Raw genomic sequence first — 18,283 nt, forward strand, 5'->3', positions numbered from 1 at the left:
CCCGAAGGCTATTACGCAGTGGCATGCGCGATGGCATACCGGTTGTCCTTGCGTCCTTCATGAATAAGCCATTCACTCAAGACGGACAGGTAGTCAACCGAATGGCAGCTCTGGATATTCACTGCCCCTGCCGCCCGCTGGTTCTATCGAAGGGCACGTCGATCCGGTTGCTTATCTTGTGCGACCATGGGCGCGCAAGGTCGAACCCTTTATCGTCACGTCCCAGAATCGACGCAACAACCAGCGCCGATTTAGCGTCAGCTCAAACATTTGCGAAAGTTGCGCGCGATGCTCGCGCAAGTCCGCTAGTTCAACAGCAGATTCGACACCCTGTGCCTGTTCCTGACGCAAGGCACCGTCAAGTTCGATACAACGCTTCGACAACTGTTCGTTTTCCTCGATCTGTCGCCCATGCCTCACCGACAAGTCGGCCATCATGGTTTTCAGCGCCCGCAGTTCATCCGTAACAGCCTGCAAACGCGCCATGGTTTGGTGAAGCTCGTCTTGCTGCGATGCGCTCTTTGCAACGATGCCCTCAAGCTCATGGATGCGCGTCTCCCGTTCTGTCGCGACATCTATGATGTGCTGGTGCTGACTTGCCAGCAGTTGAATATGATTTGCACGCTCAGCGGCCAGGCCACTGAACTGCGCGACCTGCTTACCTACGGATTGAAGTTCGCCCTCGAGCAATCGAATGTGATTGATTCGCTCCAGTGCCACGCCGTCGAGCTTGTATTTCTGCTGCGTAACCCAGCGATACAGATTTGCCGCTTCCAAATAGCGTGTATCAAACTGCTCCAGTACGGACCACTCTGCCCGGCCTGCCGCCACGTCCGCGCATAACGAGTACAACTGCGCTACGACAGAGGACGAGCCCGCCGATGGCACGGGTTTCTCCATTTCGTCCGGGGAGCGATGGTGCCTATCATCCGGGCTGATAAAAGCATCGATTTGCTGGAATACCTCTTCATCCTGACAGGGCCACTCGATACCCAGGTCGCTACCGATACGACCCACTGCGTGCCGCCAGTCCGCCAGCAGATCGTCGTAACGAATCATCGATCGCGGCATGTCATTCGTATATCGAATGGCTTCCAGCGAGTGTTGCGTCCACATGAGATCCGAGTGGGCTTCGCTCCAACCTTCGCGTGCAAGCAACGAGCCGGCCACCTCATCTGGCTTGCGCACCACGACCAGGGCGGCAGCCCGCACCCCGACTCGCCTGAGTGCCTCTCGCCACAAGGGAACGAGCCGGCACATACGGGGATCCTTCACGGACCAAAGCGTTTTGCCCGCAAAGTCCCCACGGATGAGGTGCACGATTTTGTCGATCGCCGCGTAACTGGCCGGCTGCTCCAGCCAGCCGTCGGGCATTTCGCGCACATCGTGCCAAGTGCGGCCAAGCGCAGCCAGTAACTCCTCGTGGATCTCTACCGCTTCGGCGTGCTCCCAGAAACCCTTGGCATTGTCCGCCTGGGCTTCGAGCAGGTTGGAGCCCAGATCCGCCCCCAGAAGATTCAGCACACGCGTGGTTGCCGACGTGCCGCTGCGATGCATGCCCAATACCAAAATGGCCGTAGCCTGGGCCATAGGGAAGGTTTCATTTGAGCTCATGGCGCAACTCCGCTGGGTCGTTACTCACCTCAACGTCCGGGCGGACGTGAAAGTCGACAAAGCCGGTCGCAAGTCGGCCCGGATCCGGTGGCACGCGGAATAACGCGGCGTCGATCACCCGATCCAGAAACGTCTCTCCTTCTTCCACGCGCCCGCGCACGCCAGCGTTGAGAAAATAGGTGCCCGGTGCGAGAAGACAGCGAAACTTGAACCGGACTTTGACCAGAGCACCAGTTTCCACAACGTCAATAGCGTCTGCCTGCGTGGCGGACATGGCGCCACCCAACTCGACACCGGACACCGTCTTAATAAGCATGCCGAACGTGACCGATACGGCAGGCCGTTCAAATCGCACGAGATAGGTGTAGAAGAACTCGCCCCCTGGCCTAAGCACGTTTACGCGCTGGCCACTGGCCGTCTCGATATGCGGGTCTTCGATGGTTGCGCCATGCGTGGCGAATCGCACCGTGCTCTGAGGGACCAAGCCCGGATCCAGATAGGCATCATCCACTGAATCTTCCAACGAAAGCGCGGGACGAGATACATCTTCGTGCCTGGCGTCGCTTATGCCTGGCTTTTCCAGAGCCACATCATTTACGCCATGGCGACTGAGCGCCATTTCATGCTGCAACCTGGCACGCACGGAAGCCGCCATGCTCGCAGGAGCGTAGAGCAATTTCTGGTATCGCGAGATCACATGCTTGGGGGAGCCCATCGCCAGCAGTTCACCGCGATCGAGAAGGATCGCCCGATTGCACAATTCAAGCACCGTACTGGGAGCGTGCGACACGAAAAGTACCGTGGCGCCCGCATCGCGGATTTTCTCGATTCGCGCAAAGCACTTGCGTTGAAATGCCTCGTCTCCCACAGAGAGCGCTTCGTCGACGACCAGGATATCCGGCATGACATGGATTGCCACGGAAAATGCCAGGCGTACATACATGCCGCTCGAATAGCTCTTCACTGGCTGATCGATGAACTCACCGATGTCGGCGAAAGCGGCGATCTCATCGAAGCGATTGTCGATCTCGGCGCGCGTCAGGCCGAGTACGGTGCCATTGAGATAAACATTTTCCCGGCCCGTGAATTCAGGATTGAAACCCGCTCCGAGTTCCAGCAGCGCCGCAATGCGCCCATCCACGTCCACCGAACCTTCAGTAGGAGCAAGCGTGCCGCAGATAATCTGCAGCAAGGTTGATTTGCCCGAACCGTTGCGTCCAACAATCGCCACGGTTTCGCCGCGATGAATCTCGAAGTCCACTCCCGTCAAGGCGTGGAACTCACGGAACCACCGGTTCTTTGCCGATGTCGGCGAGAACATCTGAAGCAACCGGTGATGTGGTTTGGAGTAAACGGGAAAGCGTTTATGCAGTCCTCTTACCCTGATGGAAAACTCAGAGGACATCGGCAAATCCTCTTCGGGTGGCAGCAAACGCACTGAAGCCCATGTAAGCCACGATCACTGCGGCCATCGTGTACAACCCAAGACCACTCCAGTCAGGAAGCTGCCCCCACAGGGCCACCGCGCGGACCTGATCGATGATGAAGGTCAATGGATTGATTTCGAAGATCCACCGCACTTCTGGTCCCACGGCGGACACGGGCACGATGGCGGACGATGTGAACAACAACGCGGTAGTCAACACGCCAGTCACCTGACTGATGTCGCGAAAATACACGCCGAACGCGGCCAGGCCCCAAGCGACGCCCAACGCAAGAACGAACAGGGGCGCGACGACAAGCGGAAACAGCACGATCGTCCAGCTCAGCTGACCAGTCAGGACAAGCTGAAGAACAACAAATGCGACCAAATTGGTGAACAGGTGAAACAGTGCCGAAAGCGCCATCGGCCACGGCAGTATTTCAAGCGGGAAAATTACGCGCTTGACGTAATTCACATTGCCGACAACGAGCGATGGCGCGCGATTGATGCACTCGGCAAAGAACGCGTGAGTGATCAGGCCCAAGAACAGGATAAGTGCAAAACTTCCGTGCTCATTGTTGGCCTGTGGCCAGCGACTCTTGAGAATGCCACCGAACGCAAACGAGTACACGGCCAGCATCAGGAAGGGACTGATCAGCGACCACAGCAAGCCAAAACTTGCACCGCGATATCGTCCCAGGATTTCACGTTTGGTCAATTCCACGGTCAGTGAACCGTGCCGCGCAAGTGCGGAAAGCGGGCTGCCCACGAACGTCAACGAACGTGTTGGGACTGAATGCATAAATACTCCCGACTGGATTCGCGCCGTTGGCGCGAATCAGGATCAATCCAGGGCAGCGGCTAGTTCGGCCTTGAGATCGCCGACGTCTTCGACGCCAACGGAAAGTCGAACAAGTCCGTCACTGATTCCCAGGCGCTTGCGATTAGCCGGTGGAATGGAGGCGTGCGTCATGATGGCGGGATGTTCGATCAGGCTTTCCACGCCGCCCAGGGATTCGGCAAGCGCGAACAAGCGGCAGCGCTCGAGCATCCGGCGCGCCTTCTTGAGGCCACCCTTGACCTCCACGCTGATGATGCCGCCGAAACCATCCATCTGCTTTTTGGCAAGCGCATGTTGCGCGTGGCTTTTCAGACCGGGATAAATCACACGATCGATCGCGGGATGTTTCTCCAGCCACGTGGCCAGCTCTAGCGCGCTTTCGCAGTGTGCCCGCATGCGCAGGTGAAGCGTCTTCAGGCCACGCATGGCCAGAAATGCATCGAACGGACCCGCCACGGCGCCCACCGAGTTCTGCAGGAAGGCCATCTGCTCGGCCAGGCCCTTGTCGTTGCCCGCAACCACAATGCCACCCACCATGTCGGAGTGACCATTCAAGTATTTGGTTGCGGAATGAAGGACCAGGTGCGCACCGAATTCCAGCGGACGCTGCAGCATCGGCGAGCAGAACGTGTTGTCCACCACCAGGATCAGGCCATGCTTGTGCGCGAACTCTCCGAGCTTGGCGAGATCGACCAGCTTGAGCATGGGATTGGTCGGTGTTTCGGCCCAGATCATGCGCGTATTGGGCTTGATCGCGGCCTTGAGCGCCTTCGTGTCGTTGAGATCAATGAAGGTAAAGTCCAGGCCCGCCGAACGGCGACGCACCCGCTCGAACAAGCGATAGCTGCCACCGTACAGGTCATCCATGGCGATGACGTGGCTTCCACTGTCGAGCAAGTCGAGCACGGTGGCGGCAGCGGCCAGGCCGGACCCGAATGCGTAACCGGCGGTGCCGCCTTCCAGGTCGGCGACACATCGCTCGTAGGCCATGCGCGTGGGATTTTGCGTGCGGGAGTACTCGTAGCCCTTGTGAACACCTGGGCTGGTTTGCACGTAGGTGGACGTCGCATAGATGGGCGTCATGATGGCGCCCGTCGATGGGTCCGGATGCTGTCCGGCATGAATGGCTCGCGTACCGAGCCCGAGTATTGGATGCTTCTTTTTCGTCGCCATGGCCACCACGTCGGAAACCGGGCCATGGGCCCGGTCAATGATTCGTCAAGAATACCGGTTGATTCCCCTATCTTAACTGGGAAAACCACGGGCGCCCCGGCAGCCAGATGAACGGGCCTATAACTAACCCAGGTAAATCGGCTTTCCATAAGGCTTTCGGCGGACCCCGCGCAAGTTTGCGGGCTTTCCAAAGCATGACAGAATGGGCGAACGTATTTTGCCCAGTTCAGGACTTATGACGACACTGCTAGTTACCGGCGGAGCCGGCTTCATTGGTGCCAATTTTGTACTCCAGGCCGTTGCCCAGGGGCACAGGGTGGTGAACCTGGACAAGCTCACCTATGCGGGTAACCTGGATACGCTCTCATCCTTGGATGGCAATGAGCGCCATCTGTTTGTGCAAGGCGACATCGGCGACCGTGAACTCGTTTCCAGCCTTCTGAAATCGCACAACGTCACGGCTGTGGTCAATTTCGCCGCCGAATCGCACGTGGATCGTTCGATTGACGGCCCCGCGGAATTCGTTGAAACCAACGTCGTAGGCACGCTTGGCCTGCTCGAAAGCAGCCGCGATTACTGGCGTTCGCTTGATGAGGACGCGCAGCAAAAATTCCGCTTCCTGCACGTGTCCACGGACGAGGTCTACGGCTCGCTGGGCGCGGAAGGTCAGTTCAAGGAAACGACGCCTTACGCACCCAATTCCCCCTATTCGGCCTCGAAGGCCGCTTCGGATCATCTGGTTCGTGCATTCCATCACACTTACGGATTGCCGACGCTGACCACCAATTGTTCCAACAATTACGGTCCGTACCAATTCCCCGAAAAGCTGATTCCGCTGATTATCCAGAAAGCCCTGGCAGGCGAATCGCTGCCGATTTACGGCGACGGCCTGAATATCCGCGACTGGCTTTACGTGGGCGATCACTGCACGGCTATCCAGCGCGTGCTTGAAGCAGGCCGTATCGGTGAAACCTACAACGTCGGCGGCAATGCCGAGCGTGAGAACATTACGGTTGTGAAGGCCATTTGTGCCCTGTTGGACAAGCGCCAGCCGCTGGCCGACGGTCGCAAGCGCGAATCGCTGATTACCTATGTAAAAGATCGTCCCGGTCATGACCGCCGTTACGCCATCGATTCGTCGAAGCTGCAGAACGAACTGGGCTGGCGGCCGTCGCAGACGTTCGAAACGGGTATTGAACACACGGTCGACTGGTATCTGGGCAACACCCCGTGGGTGTCGCGCGTTCTCGATGGCAGCTACCGCATGGAGCGGCTCGGCGCATGAGCAAGCAGAAAGGCATCATCCTGGCGGGCGGCTCGGGCACGCGCCTGTATCCGATCACGCAGGCAGTCAGCAAGCAGCTGCTGCCGGTGTACGACAAGCCGATGATCTACTACCCGCTTGCCACGCTGATGCTGGCGGGTATCCGCGATGTGCTGATGATCAACACGCCGCACGAGCAGGCGCTGTTCCAGCGACTGCTCGGCGACGGCAGCCAGTGGGGCATCAACATCACCTACGCGGTGCAGCCCTCGCCAGATGGCCTGGCGCAGGCATTCATCATCGGCAAGGATTTCGTCGGCAACGACCGCAGCTGCCTGGTGCTGGGCGATAACATTTTCTACGGTGTCGGTCTCACTGAGCGGATGAAGCGCGCGGCAGCGCGCGAGCACGGCGCCACGGTGTTCGGCTACTGGGTGAAAGACCCGCAGCGCTACGGCGTGGCTGAGTTCGACAAGAGCGGCAAGGTCATTGGCCTGGAAGAAAAGCCGACCGCCCCCAAGTCGCATTACGCAGTCACGGGCCTGTATTTCTACGATAACCGCGCACCCGGCTTCGCTGCAGAACTCAAGCCTTCGCCGCGCGGTGAATTGGAAATCACCGATCTCAACCGCTGTTATCTCGAAGACGATTCATTGCATCTGGAGCAGCTCGGTCGCGGTTATGCGTGGCTCGATACCGGCACGCACGAATCGCTGATGGAAGCGGGCGACTACATCCAGACCATCGAGAACCGCCAAGGCCTGAAGGTCTGCTGCCCCGAAGAGATTGCTTACGTCAACCAGTGGATCGATGCCGAGCAACTGCTGCGCCTGGCCGCACCGCTGTCCAAGACTGGCTACGGCCAGTATCTGCAGAACCTGATTGAACAAGGCTACGTTGGATGAAGTTCATCGAAACCTCCCTGCCTGGCTGCGTTGTCATCGAACCGCAGGTGTTCGGTGACTCGCGTGGCTTCTTCTACGAGAGCTACAACGAAGCGAAGTACCGCGAAGCGGGCATCGACCGACGCTTCGTCCAGTCCAATGTGTCCCGCTCCGCACGTGGCGTGCTGCGCGGGCTGCATTACCAGTGGCCCCGTCCGCAGGGCAAGCTGGTCAGCGTGCTCGAGGGCGAGGTGTACGACGTCGCGGTCGACATTCGCCGTGGATCGCCCACGTTCGGCAAGTGGACGGGCGTGATGCTTACGGCGGAGAACCATCGCCATTTCTGGATACCGGAAGGCTTTGCGCACGGCTTCTGCGTGCTCTCCGAGTTCGCCACGTTTTCGTACCAGTGCACCGACCTGTACGACGCCAAGGCTGACGGCGGCGTCCGCTGGAACGATCCGGCCATCGGCGTCGACTGGCCGATCAGCGAGCCCCTGCTTTCGGACAAGGACGGCAAGGCGCCGCTGTTGGCCGAGGTGTCACCCGATCGCCTGCCGGAGTACCGCGCTTGAAGATCCTGCTGCTGGGCGCCAACGGCCAGCTGGGCCGGACATTCCTGAGCCATGGCGGCCTGGCGGCCCGGGGCGATGTGGCGGCAGCCACGCGCGACGGCAACCTCATGGAAGGCGGGCAAGGCGTGGTGGGCGACCTTTCGGCGGCCGGCACGCTGGTTGAGCTGCTCGACCGCGAGCAACCCGATGTCATCGTCAATGCGGCCGCCTATACGGCCGTGGACCGTGCCGAACAGGAAGAAGCGGCCGCGAAGCGGATCAATGGCGAGGCTGTGGGCGAGATCGCGCGCTGGGCACGGTCGCACGGCGCACTGCTTGTCCACTACTCCACCGACTATGTGTTCGCTGGCGATGCCGGGCAGCCCTACGTCGAGGACGCCCGCGTCGCGCCGGCGGGTGCCTATGGGCGTAGCAAGCTGGCGGGCGAGGAAGAGCTCGCCTCCAGTGGCGCATCGCATTTCAACTTCCGCACGGCCTGGGTTTACTCGCCTGTCGGACATAACTTCTTGCGTACCATGCTGCGCCTGGGCGCGGAGCGCGATGAGCTTCGCGTGGTATCCGATCAGGTCGGCAGTCCCACCGATACCGGACTGATCGTGGAAGGAACGCTTGCAGCCATCGACCGCTGGCTGGCTGCCGACGATGAGTCGCGCAAGTCGATGGAGGGCACTTACCACCTCACCGCCAGTGGGCAGACGAGCTGGCACGGGTTCGCCGCGGCCATCATGGATCGTGCCGCCCAACGCGGCCTGCTCGCAAAGGCACCGACGGTCCACGCCATCGCAAGCCATGAATTCCCCACGCCGGCCAAGCGCCCGGCGTACTCCGTACTCGACAACACCCGGTTTGTACGCACGTTCGGCTTCTCCTTGCCCGATTGGCAGGTGGGACTGGATCGAACACTGGATGAGCTGGCGCTCTCAAAGGACTGAAACGAGATGCTCATTCCCCTCATCCTCAGCGGCGGCAGCGGCACGCGCCTGTGGCCCATTTCCCGCAGGAATCTTCCCAAGCAGTTCCTTTCGCTTGCGGGCAAGGAAACGCTGTTCCAGCAGACGGTGCAGCGGGCGCTTCGCCTGCCGGTCGTCTCCTCACCGGTGGTCGTGGCAAGTGAGGACCATCGCTTTCTTGCCGCCGAACAATTGCAGGAACTGGCGATCCAGGACGCCAACATCCTGCTCGAACCCATCGCCCGCAACACGGCGCCAGCCATCGCCGTGGGCGCCCTGCAGGCGTTGGCCAGGAGTCCCGATGCCATCGTGCTCGTGCTGCCGGCGGATCACCTGATCGGCGACGATGCCTCGTTTGGCGACGCCGTTGCCAAGGCGCGCCCGCTGGCGGAGAAGGGCTGGCTGGTCACCTTTGGCATCCGTCCGGATCGTCCGGAAACGGGCTTCGGGTACATCCGCCGGGGCAAGCCGCTGGACGGCGAGACGTTCCAGGTCGAGCAGTTCGTCGAAAAGCCCAAGCTCGACGTGGCAGAGCGCTATGTCGCCAGTGGCGAATACGACTGGAACTCGGGTATGTTCATGTTCCGCGCCGCCCAGTACCTCGAAGAGCTCGGCCAGCACGCGCCGGCCATGCTTGCCGCTGCACGCGCCGCGTTCGACAAGGCCAACACCGACCTCGATTTCATTCGCCTGGATGCCGAGGCCTTCGCCGCCGCCCCGAGCGACTCGATCGACTACGCCGTGATGGAGAAGACGTCCCACGCCGCCGTGGTGCCGGTGGCCTGCCGCTGGTCCGACATCGGCTCCTGGGACGCGCTGTGGCTCGCCGCCGAAAAGGACGCCAACGGCAATCATTTCGAGGGCGACGTCATTGCGCTCGACACCAAGGGCAGCCTGGTGCGCTCGCACGATCGCCACCTCGTCGCCACGGTGGGACTGGAAGACGTTGTCGTCGTCACCACGCCGGATGCAACGCTTGTGGCACGTCGCGATGCGTCGCAGGACGTGAAGAAGATCGTCGACGAATTGAAGGCCGCTGGTCGCACGGAACACGATCTGCACCGCGTGGTGCGCCGCCCGTGGGGCATGTATGACTCGCTGGAAAGCGGCGATCGTTTCCAGGTCAAGCGCATTGTCGTAAAGCCTGGCGCTGCGCTCAGCCTGCAGATGCACCACCACCGTGCCGAGCACTGGATCGTGGTCAAGGGCGTGGCCGAAGTCACCTGTGACGACAAGGTCTTCCTGCTGGCGGAAAACCAGAGCACCTACCTGCCCCTGGGCAGCAAGCATCGTCTGCGCAACCCTGGCAAGGTACCCGTGGAGCTCATTGAGGTGCAGTCGGGCAGCTATCTTGGCGAAGACGACATCGTGCGCTACGACGACGTCTACGGGCGCGCATAAGCGACCGCCTTACGGCTGGCCCATCTGAGCCGACGCCATGAAAAAGGGCCCCTCGTGGGGCCCTTTTTTTCAAGCTTCGATCAGTGCCGACAACTCCCGCGTCCTGGCTTGCATAAGCGCCATGTCCCCGCGCGACTCTACGTTCAGGCGGAGCAACGGCTCGGTATTGGACGAGCGAAGATTGAAGCGCCAGTGTCCAAAATCGGCGCTGACGCCATCAATGTGCTCCAGCGTCGGGTGCTGCTCCGCGAAATGCGCGAGCACCTTGGCAACCACGGCTTTTGCGTCGTCAACGACGAAGTTGATCTCGCCGCTGCACGGGTAGGCCGCGACACGCTCCGCCAACATTTCGGACAGGCCGATGTTGGTCTTGGACATGCGCTCGGCGATCAACAGCCAGGGAATCATGCCCGAGTCGCAATACGCAAACTCGCGGAAGTAGTGATGGGCGCTCATTTCGCCGCCGTAGATGGCATCTTCCGCGCGCATGCGTTCCTTGATGAAAGCGTGACCCGTCTTGCTCTCAATGGCCTTGCCCCCGGCCTGCGCCACCATGTCGATGGTGTTCCACGTCAGCCGCGGATCGTGAATGACCTTTGCCCCTGCGTGCCTTTGCAGCAGCTGCGCGGCCAGCAAGCCGACAATGTAGTAGCCCTCGATGAATTCGCCCTGGGCGTCGAAAAAGAAACAACGGTCGAAATCGCCATCCCAGGCGATACCAAAGTCCGCCTGGTGCTGGCGGACCGCATCAGCGGTCGCCGCCCGATTCTCCGGCAGCAATGGAGTGGGAATGCCATGGGGAAAGCTGCCGTCCGGCTCGTGATGCATGCGGACGAACTCCAGCGGCAGGTGCGCGCTGAGCAGGTCCACTATCGCTCCCGCGCCGCCATTGCCCGCGTTCACCACCACCTTGAGCGGACGCATGGCCGAGGCATCGACGTATCCCAATAGGTGCTGGATATACGCCGACTTGTGGTGATCCCGCGTGACATGGCCACGCGTCGAAACAGCGTCACCGAAGTCGTTCGCCTCCACCATGCGCTCGATGTCGCGCAACCCGGTATCGCCACTGATCGGGCGCGCGCCTTCGCGAACCAGCTTCATGCCGTTGTAGTCGATGGGATTGTGACTCGCCGTCACCATGATCCCGCCAGCAACCTTGCGGTGGAAGGTCTGGAAATAGACCTCTTCGGTACCGCAGAGGCCGATGTCGATCGCATCGCGCCCTTCATCGTTCAGGCCCCGAACAATGGCCTCGGCGAACACGGGGCTGTCACGCCGGATATCAAAGCCGACGACCACCGCGCCATCTCCAACCGTACGCGCGAAGGCGCGTCCAAGCCGGTAGGCGATGTCTTCATTGAGCTCATCGGGCACGCGGCCCCGGATGTCATAGGCTTTGAAGCACTTCATGGATCGGCACCGGCGAGAAACAGCCCGTCATTCTACTGCTGGCTGCTCTCGCCGGCACTCAGCGGCGAGTGCCGGCGTCATATCAAGGCCGCCCGGGCATTCCTGCAGAGCGGCGCGCCAGACTCATTCCACGGTGACGGACTTCGCCAGATTGCGCGGCTGATCCACGTCCGTGCCGCGCAGCACGGCCACGTGATAGGCAAGCAGTTGCAGCGGCACGGTGAACACAGCCGGCGCAATGAAATCGCCGCCACCATTGATGCGCAAAGTGACGCCACGCGCATCATTGCCTTCCAGGCTCGCTTCGCCATCGGCGAACACCAGCAATTCGCCGCCGCGCGCGCGCACTTCCTGCAGGTTGGACTTGAGCTTGTCGAGCAGGGGACCGTTGGGAGCCACTGCGATGACGGGCATGTCTTCGTCCACGAGCGCCAGCGGACCATGCTTGAGCTCGCCGGCGGGGTACGCTTCGGCGTGGATGTATGAAATTTCCTTGAGCTTGAGCGAGCCTTCCAGGGCCACGGGATATTGCGCGCCGCGACCGAGGAACAGCGCGTGCTGGCGATGGATCAGGTGCCCCGCCAGCTCGACCACCTGGGGTTCGAGCTTGAGGGCATCCTCGATGGCGCGCGGCAAATGCTGCAGCTGGGCGCACAGGTCGGTATAGCGCGTGCCGTCCATGCCGCGATGCTGGGCGAGGTGCAGGGTGAGCAGTGCCAGCGCCGCCAGCTGCGTGGTGAATGCCTTGGTGGAGGCCACGCCGATTTCCGGACCCGCACGCGTCATCAGCTTGAGGTCGGCTTCGCGCACGACGGAGGATTCAGGCACGTTGCAGATGGCCAGCGTGCCGAGATAACCACGACGACGCGATTCACGCATGGCCGCCAGCGTGTCGGCGGTTTCGCCCGATTGCGAGATCGCCACGAACAGCGTGCCGTCTGGCACCACGGCCTCGCGATAACGATATTCGCTCGCCACTTCCACGCTCACTGGAAGGCGCGCGTATTCCTCGATCCAGTACTTGGCCACCATGCCGGCGTGATAGCTCGTACCGCAGGCGATGATGTGAAGGCCGCGAACTTTGGCCAGCAACTCGTCGCCATCCACGCCGAAGATATTCGGCAGCACACCATGCGGACCGATGCGCGCTTCCAGCGTCGCCGCCACGGCATGGGGCTGCTCGAAGATTTCCTTCTGCATGTAATGGCGGTATTCGCCACGTTCCACGGCGTCGGCAGAAAGCTCGCTCTCGTGCATGGAGCGCTCGACGCGCTGGCCATCGAGATTGAAGACGTCCACCTGGTCGCGCGTGATTTCCGCAACGTCGTCTTCGTCGAGATAGATGATCTTGTTGGTGACCTGGATCAACGCCTGCGCATCGGAACCCAGGAAATGCTCGCCAATGCCCACGCCAACCAGCAGCGGCGCACCATGACGCGCACCCACCACGCGGCCAGGCTCCTTGCTGCTGATCACGGCGATGGCGTAGGCGCCTTCGAGTTCACGCACGGTGGCGAGCACGGCTTCGCGCAGACTCATGCCGGATTCGACGTGCTCGTTGATGAGCGCAGCCATCACTTCGGTGTCGGTTTCCGACGTGAAGACATGGCCGCGCGCCTGCAGGTCGGCACGCAAGCTGGCGTAGTTCTCGATGATGCCGTTGTGCACCAGTGCCACGCTGCCCGCCATGTGCGGATGCGCGTTCGCTTCGTTGGGCACGCCATGCGTTGCCCAGCGCGTGTGTGCAATGCCGGTGCCGCCGGGGAACGGATCGGCCAGATACAACGACTCCATCTCGCGCACCTTGCCCTTGGCGCGCACGCGACGAATGTCACCGTCATGCAATACCGCCAGACCCGCCGAATCGTAACCGCGGTATTCCAGGGCTTTCAGGCCGGCGATGAGCAAGGGGGCCACATCGCGTTGGGCGGCGGCGGCAACGATTCCACACATGAGCTGTTACTCCTTCAAACGGCGCAGACACGAAGGCCGCGGAAAACCGCGACTTTGTCGGCAGCCGATTTCAACAAACTTTCATGGCGAAGGGCGGGCGGTCCGATGGTCTATGCTGGACGCCTCGCCACCCGCGCTTCAATGCACCTTGCGGCGTAGATAGTTCAGCAGATCGATGCGGGTGATCAGGCCCAGGAACTGCTCGCCGTCCACCACGATGGCCACATGCCCGCGATCGAACACGGGCAGCAGCGATTCGATGGGCGAGCGCACGTCCAGCATGTGCAGGCTGGTGATCATGGCGGTGGACACGGGGTCGCGGAACCGGCTTTCGTCCGAGTGCACGTGCATGAGCACGTCCGATTCGTCCAGGATGCCCACGAGGCGGGTGCCATCCATGACAGGCAACTGCGAGACGTCATACAGCTTCATGCGCGTGTAGGCCGTCATCAACAGCTCGTTGGGGCCAATGACAACGGTGTCGCGCTGGGCAAACGGGCGCAGCAGCAGATCACGCAGGTCACCGTGCTGCTCGCGTTCGATGAAGCCGTTGTCGAGCATCCAGTAGTCGTTGTACATCTTGGACAGGTACTTGTTGCCCGTGTCGCACACCAGCGTCACCACGCGCTTGGGCGTCGTCTGTTCGCGGCAATAGCGCAGAGCTGCCGCAAGCAGCGTACCGGTGGACGATCCACCGAGAATGCCTTCTTTCGCCAGCAATTCACGCGCGACCAGAAAGCTTTCCTTATCCGGAATCGCATAGGCCTTTTTCACGCGCGTGAAGTCGCTGATGCTGGGCAGGAAATCCTCGCCGATGCCTTCCACCATCCAGCTGCCCGACTTGGTGGAGAGCACGCCTTCGTTGATGTATTGCGCAAGAATCGAACCCACCGGGTCGGCCAGCACGAAGTCGGTATTCGGCGAATGTTCGGCGAAGAACTTGGACAGGCCGCTCAGCGTGCCCGACGAACCGCAACCGACCACGATGGCGTCGACCTTGCCGTCGAGCTGCTCGAGGATTTCCGGGCCCGTGGTCGCGATGTGCGCCGCCGGGTTGTCCGGGTTGCCGAACTGGTTGATGAAGTACGCGCCGGGCGTTTCGCGCGCAATGCGCTCGGCCATGTCCTGGTAGTACTCGGGGTGGCCCTTGGCCACATCCGAGCGCGTCAGCACCACCTCGGCGCCCATCGCCTTGAGATTGAAGATCTTCTCGCGGCTCATCTTGTCGGGAACGACAAGAATAAGGCGGTAGCCCTTCTGCTGTGCCACCAGCGCCAGGCCCAGGCCGGTGTTGCCGGCGGTGCCTTCCACCAGGGTGTCGCCGGGACGGATTTTGCCGGCCTTCTCGGCGCCTTCGATCATCGACAGGCCAATGCGATCCTTCACCGAACCGCCCGGGTTGGCGCTTTCCAGCTTGAGGAAGAGTTCACACGGTCCAACGTCCAGGCGCTGCGCGCGTACCATCGGGGTACGACCGATCAGTTCGAGGACACTCTGGTGGACCGACATGGGAACAACTCCTTGCTGTAGGCGACGGCCCCGCTTCGGCGGCCGCTTGGGACGCTGATCATAACCGAGCGACCCCAAGCCTCCTTGAAGCGCCCCTTTCCTACACAAGCTCCAGATACAACGCGGCCCCGGAAGCCGTAAGGCGCCGGGGCCGCGTTCATGCGAAAAAACCTCGCAGATCAGTTGATGCGGTGCGCTCGGGTGTCCCACATGCGCTGGAGTCGCTCCTTCGCGTAGAGCTTCTCCTTCTTCATGCCCGACAACGTCATGTCGTCGATGGGAAGCACGCCGATTTCGGCGTCGTGCACCTTGCTGTCGAGTTCCTGATGATGCTGGTAAAGCCGACGGAATTCAGCGTCGGCCTTCATCAAAGCTTCGACATCATCACGCTGCTGGTTTTCAAACATGATCGAACCTCCTCTGGAGAGAGCCACGGGCGTTCGAGAGGGACGCCCGCTGACCATGAATCAGGCGCACGCACCTCCGATCCATGCCGGGTTAGCGGGCCATGGAGAATGCTTGGAGGAGAAAAATGGGCGCATGATTCCGGTCGATGACCCAGGCGCTGAAGTGCCCCTGGGAACTCGACCCTACTCCCGGTTCCGGGGTCATGCAAGCGTCACATGGGCATGGCAAGCGAGCGGAACTTTCGGAAAAAAGACTGCCAAAACAGTCTTTTGCGCAACCTCAACACACTGCTCGCAGTTTTTGAACGAAAGACCGCCTGAAGGCGCCAAGTCTCAACCGTCCTTGGATAAACAAAAGGCCGGCGCTGTGAACGCCGGCCCTTGGGCTTTCGTGATCGCGGGGCTTACTTGCCCTGATCCTTCGAGGTCGAGCTGTCGCCCTGCATCTGCTGGCGCATGGCGCGGGCCGCCTGGGCAGCCAGGTCGGCCTGCTTCTTGGCGGCATTGGCCACCTTGGCCTGGGCAGCGGCCAGTTTCTTGGCCTGGTCGGCCTGGGCCTGCGCCTGGGCGGCGGCTTCCGCACCGGCCGCGACCTGGCGGGCAGACTCTTCCTGGGCCGCCTGGTACTGCAGGCGCTGGCGCTCCAGCTCCTTGCGGGCCATTTCCGTCTCGCGGCGACTGCCGTCGAGCTGGATCTGGTCGTGCTCGCGATCGAGCTTGCCGACCTGCAGCTGGGCGTCCTGCAGCTGCGCGGTGGCCTTGGCCAGATCCACGCGACGCTGGGCGATGTACAGCGCATGGGCGCGGTCACGCGAGCGTGCCTGCGACAGCTGGTTGATGGCGTCGCGGGCGCGTGCCTGTTCGGCCTGCGCGTACATGCCGATGGTGGGGTCGCTGGACAGCTGGTCGAGGCTGTTGGTCAGGCTCATCACGTCCATGTCCTGCTTGGCGGCATGGACGGTACCCGCGGCCATCGCGGCGACGAGCAGGGTCGAAAGACGGAAGGTCAGGGATTTCATGGATGACCTCCTTGGTCAGTGCTCGACGCAGGAGCCGGCTGGTCGGGATTCGGGTTCTGCGGGTACGTCTGGAAGCCCTGCCCCTGCGGGATGGGTTCGCCCAGCGCCGAGCTCGCCGGCGCCGGCATGTCCATGCTTTGCTGCTGTTGGGGCAGCCCGGAAGCCTGGGTCTGGTCCTGCTGTTGCTGGTCGGCCAGCGACTGGTCGATCTGCTCGCGCAGCTGCTGGTTGGCGGCCGTCTTGCTCTGGATCTGGGAGCGCGCTGCGGCCAGGCGGGCCTTGGCGCGGGCCAGTTCGGCGTCGGCGCGGGACTCGTCCGCCAGCTGGGCGGCCTCGTCGTAGTCGCGCTTGGCCATCGCATTCTGGGCTTGCTGGAACTTGTCCTGCGCGGCCCCGAAATCGATCGGGTCGTACGACGCGGCATCGGCATCGCGCGCAGCCTGAAGCTGGGACTGCGCCTGATTCATCATGCCGTTCGGCGGCGGCGCGGACGCGCAGCCGGCCAAGGTCAGCGTCATGGCCAACGTCAGGGTGGAAACCGCCAAGCGAGTCGTTTTCATTTGCCGTCTCGGCGGGGAAAAGATGTGCACCATCACTCAGTCCTCTCGGAGTGTCGCAGCGTATTGTGGGCGGGCATAATCCACTTTAGCAATGCGCACGGAACTAGGGGATTCGAGTGGACATTGGTTATTTCCTCAAGCTAATGGTTGACAAGGGCGCGTCGGATATGTTCCTGACGACCGGCGCCCCGGTGAACATTAAGGTCGAGGGCAAGCTTTACCCGCTGGGCAACACCGGCCTGCCCAGTGGCATGGTGAAGAAAATCGCCTACTCGTTGATGGACGAGGGCCAGGTGCCGCAGTTCGAACGCGACCTGGAACTGAACATGGCGCTGGCGGTGAAGGAAGCCGGCCGTTTCCGCATCAACGTGTTCAAGCAGCGCGGCGAAGTGGGCATGGTCATCCGTGCCATCAAGAGCGAAATCCCCAGCATCGACCAGCTGCAGCTGCCCAGCATCTTCCGCGAGCTGATCATGGAGCCGCGCGGCCTGATCCTGGTAGTGGGCGCGACGGGCTCGGGCAAGTCGACCACGCTGGCGGCGATGATCGACCACCGCAACCAGAATTCCTCGGGCCACATCCTCACCATCGAGGACCCGATCGAATACCTGCACCGCCACAAGAAGTCGATCGTGAACCAGCGCGAAGTCGGCCTGGACACGCACAGCTATCACGAGGCCCTGCGCAACGCGAGGCGTGAGGCGCCGGACGTGATCATGATCGGCGAAATCCGCGACACCGACACCATGGAAGCGGCCATTTCGTTCTCCGAAACCGGCCACCTCTGCCTTGCCACGCTGCACTCGAACAACGCCGACCAGACGTTGGAGCGCATCCTGAACTTCTTCCCGGAATCGGCGCACAAGAACGTGCTGATGAACCTCGCGCTCAACCTGCGCGCGGTGATCAGCCAGCGCCTGGTGATCGGCAAGGACGGCCGCCGCTTGCCGGCGACGGAAGTGCTGCTCAACACGCCGCTGATCCGCGACATGATCCGCCGCGGCCAGGTGCACGACGTGAAGGAAGCCATGGACCGCAGCCTGCAGGAAGGCATGCAGACCTTCGACCAGTCGCTGTACCGCCTGTACAAGGAAGGCCGCATCGAGCTGGACGAAGCGCTCAACAAGGCCGACTCGCGCGATGGCCTCGCGCTCAAGGTTCGCCTGTCCGACAGCGGCAACGCCGAAAACACGGAACTGGTCGGCAGCGACCCTTACGGGCTCGGCTTCTAAGCAAGCCGCGTGTCGTCCCAAATCGCTTACCGTGACTCCGGCGAAAGCCGGAATCACGGCCTTTG

16 protein-coding genes are annotated in these 18,283 nt (G+C 61.7%); 6 read left to right on the forward strand and 10 right to left on the reverse strand.

Annotation, left to right across the window (positions count from 1 at the left end; all coding sequences use genetic code 11):
* Positions 1–171 precede the first annotated feature (171 nt).
* The 4 genes from DK366_RS04100 to DK366_RS04115 form a co-directional block, all read right to left on the reverse strand.
* The gene (locus DK366_RS04100) at positions 172–1,614 is read right to left on the reverse strand and encodes a hypothetical protein (protein WP_157956440.1); all 1,443 of its coding nucleotides are present in this window, start codon (positions 1,612–1,614) and stop codon (positions 172–174) included.
* Positions 1,601–3,019 (reverse strand): ABC transporter ATP-binding protein, encoded by a 1,419-nt coding sequence (locus DK366_RS04105; RefSeq protein ID WP_109124228.1) that lies wholly within the window; start codon positions 3,017–3,019, stop codon positions 1,601–1,603. The genes DK366_RS04100 and DK366_RS04105 overlap by 14 nt, the downstream gene beginning before the upstream one ends.
* A complete protein-coding gene (locus tag DK366_RS04110) occupies positions 3,009–3,761 on the reverse strand; it encodes an ABC transporter permease (protein WP_343125612.1) in 753 nt (250 codons plus the stop codon). The genes DK366_RS04105 and DK366_RS04110 overlap by 11 nt, the downstream gene beginning before the upstream one ends.
* 120 nt (positions 3,762–3,881) lie before the next feature.
* Positions 3,882–5,051, reverse strand: a complete 1,170-nt coding sequence (locus DK366_RS04115; protein WP_109124293.1) for a PLP-dependent aspartate aminotransferase family protein — start codon at positions 5,049–5,051, stop codon at positions 3,882–3,884.
* Between the two features lie 235 nt (positions 5,052–5,286).
* On the opposite strand from DK366_RS04115, the gene rfbB reads away from it, so the two are divergent.
* From rfbB to DK366_RS04140, 5 genes are read left to right on the forward strand one after another with little or no spacing between them, the layout of a single operon-like run.
* Positions 5,287–6,336 (forward strand): dTDP-glucose 4,6-dehydratase, encoded by a 1,050-nt coding sequence (gene rfbB / locus DK366_RS04120; RefSeq protein ID WP_109124230.1) that lies wholly within the window; start codon positions 5,287–5,289, stop codon positions 6,334–6,336.
* Positions 6,333–7,220: a glucose-1-phosphate thymidylyltransferase RfbA gene (gene rfbA, locus DK366_RS04125; protein WP_109124231.1), complete on the forward strand. Its 888-nt coding sequence runs from the start codon at positions 6,333–6,335 to the stop codon at positions 7,218–7,220. Before rfbB ends, rfbA begins: the two co-directional genes overlap by 4 nt.
* Positions 7,217–7,774: a dTDP-4-dehydrorhamnose 3,5-epimerase gene (gene rfbC / locus DK366_RS04130; protein ID WP_109124232.1), complete on the forward strand. Its 558-nt coding sequence runs from the start codon at positions 7,217–7,219 to the stop codon at positions 7,772–7,774. Before rfbA ends, rfbC begins: the two co-directional genes overlap by 4 nt.
* Positions 7,771–8,706, forward strand: coding sequence for a dTDP-4-dehydrorhamnose reductase (gene rfbD / locus DK366_RS04135; protein WP_109124233.1), 936 nt, complete (start codon positions 7,771–7,773; stop codon positions 8,704–8,706). The genes rfbC and rfbD overlap by 4 nt, the downstream gene beginning before the upstream one ends.
* Positions 8,707–8,712: 6 nt before the next feature.
* Positions 8,713–10,125: a mannose-1-phosphate guanylyltransferase/mannose-6-phosphate isomerase gene (locus DK366_RS04140; protein ID WP_109124234.1), complete on the forward strand. Its 1,413-nt coding sequence runs from the start codon at positions 8,713–8,715 to the stop codon at positions 10,123–10,125.
* 69 nt (positions 10,126–10,194) lie between these two features.
* Here DK366_RS04140 and DK366_RS04145 read toward each other — a convergent pair whose 3' ends face one another.
* The 6 genes from DK366_RS04145 to DK366_RS04170 all read right to left on the reverse strand — a co-directional run bounded on the left by DK366_RS04145 (position 10,195) and on the right by DK366_RS04170 (position 16,986).
* A complete protein-coding gene (locus tag DK366_RS04145; RefSeq protein WP_109124235.1) occupies positions 10,195–11,538 on the reverse strand; it encodes a phosphomannomutase in 1,344 nt (447 codons plus the stop codon).
* 123 nt (positions 11,539–11,661) lie between these two features.
* On the reverse strand, positions 11,662–13,491 hold the full coding sequence (gene glmS, locus DK366_RS04150; RefSeq protein WP_109124236.1) for a glutamine--fructose-6-phosphate transaminase (isomerizing): 1,830 nt from the start codon (positions 13,489–13,491) through the stop codon (positions 11,662–11,664).
* Between the two features lie 138 nt (positions 13,492–13,629).
* A complete protein-coding gene (locus DK366_RS04155) occupies positions 13,630–15,000 on the reverse strand; it encodes a pyridoxal-phosphate dependent enzyme (protein ID WP_109124237.1) in 1,371 nt (456 codons plus the stop codon).
* 179 nt (positions 15,001–15,179) lie between these two features.
* The gene (locus DK366_RS04160; RefSeq protein WP_109124238.1) at positions 15,180–15,407 is read right to left on the reverse strand and encodes a YdcH family protein; all 228 of its coding nucleotides are present in this window, start codon (positions 15,405–15,407) and stop codon (positions 15,180–15,182) included.
* Positions 15,408–15,811: 404 nt separating this feature from the next.
* A complete protein-coding gene (locus tag DK366_RS04165) occupies positions 15,812–16,426 on the reverse strand; it encodes a DUF4398 domain-containing protein (protein ID WP_109124239.1) in 615 nt (204 codons plus the stop codon).
* Positions 16,423–16,986, reverse strand: coding sequence for a DUF4398 domain-containing protein (locus tag DK366_RS04170; protein ID WP_232820894.1), 564 nt, complete (start codon positions 16,984–16,986; stop codon positions 16,423–16,425). The genes DK366_RS04165 and DK366_RS04170 overlap by 4 nt, the downstream gene beginning before the upstream one ends.
* 116 nt (positions 16,987–17,102) lie before the next feature.
* On the opposite strand from DK366_RS04170, the gene DK366_RS04175 reads away from it, so the two are divergent.
* Entirely contained in the window at positions 17,103–18,218 is a 1,116-nt protein-coding gene (locus DK366_RS04175; protein WP_198651408.1) for a PilT/PilU family type 4a pilus ATPase, read from the forward strand.
* The last annotated feature ends 65 nt before the right edge of the window (positions 18,219–18,283 follow it).

Origin of the sequence: Dyella sp. C11, assembly GCF_003121485.1 — a bacterium.
GTDB lineage: Bacteria > Pseudomonadota > Gammaproteobacteria > Xanthomonadales > Rhodanobacteraceae > Dyella.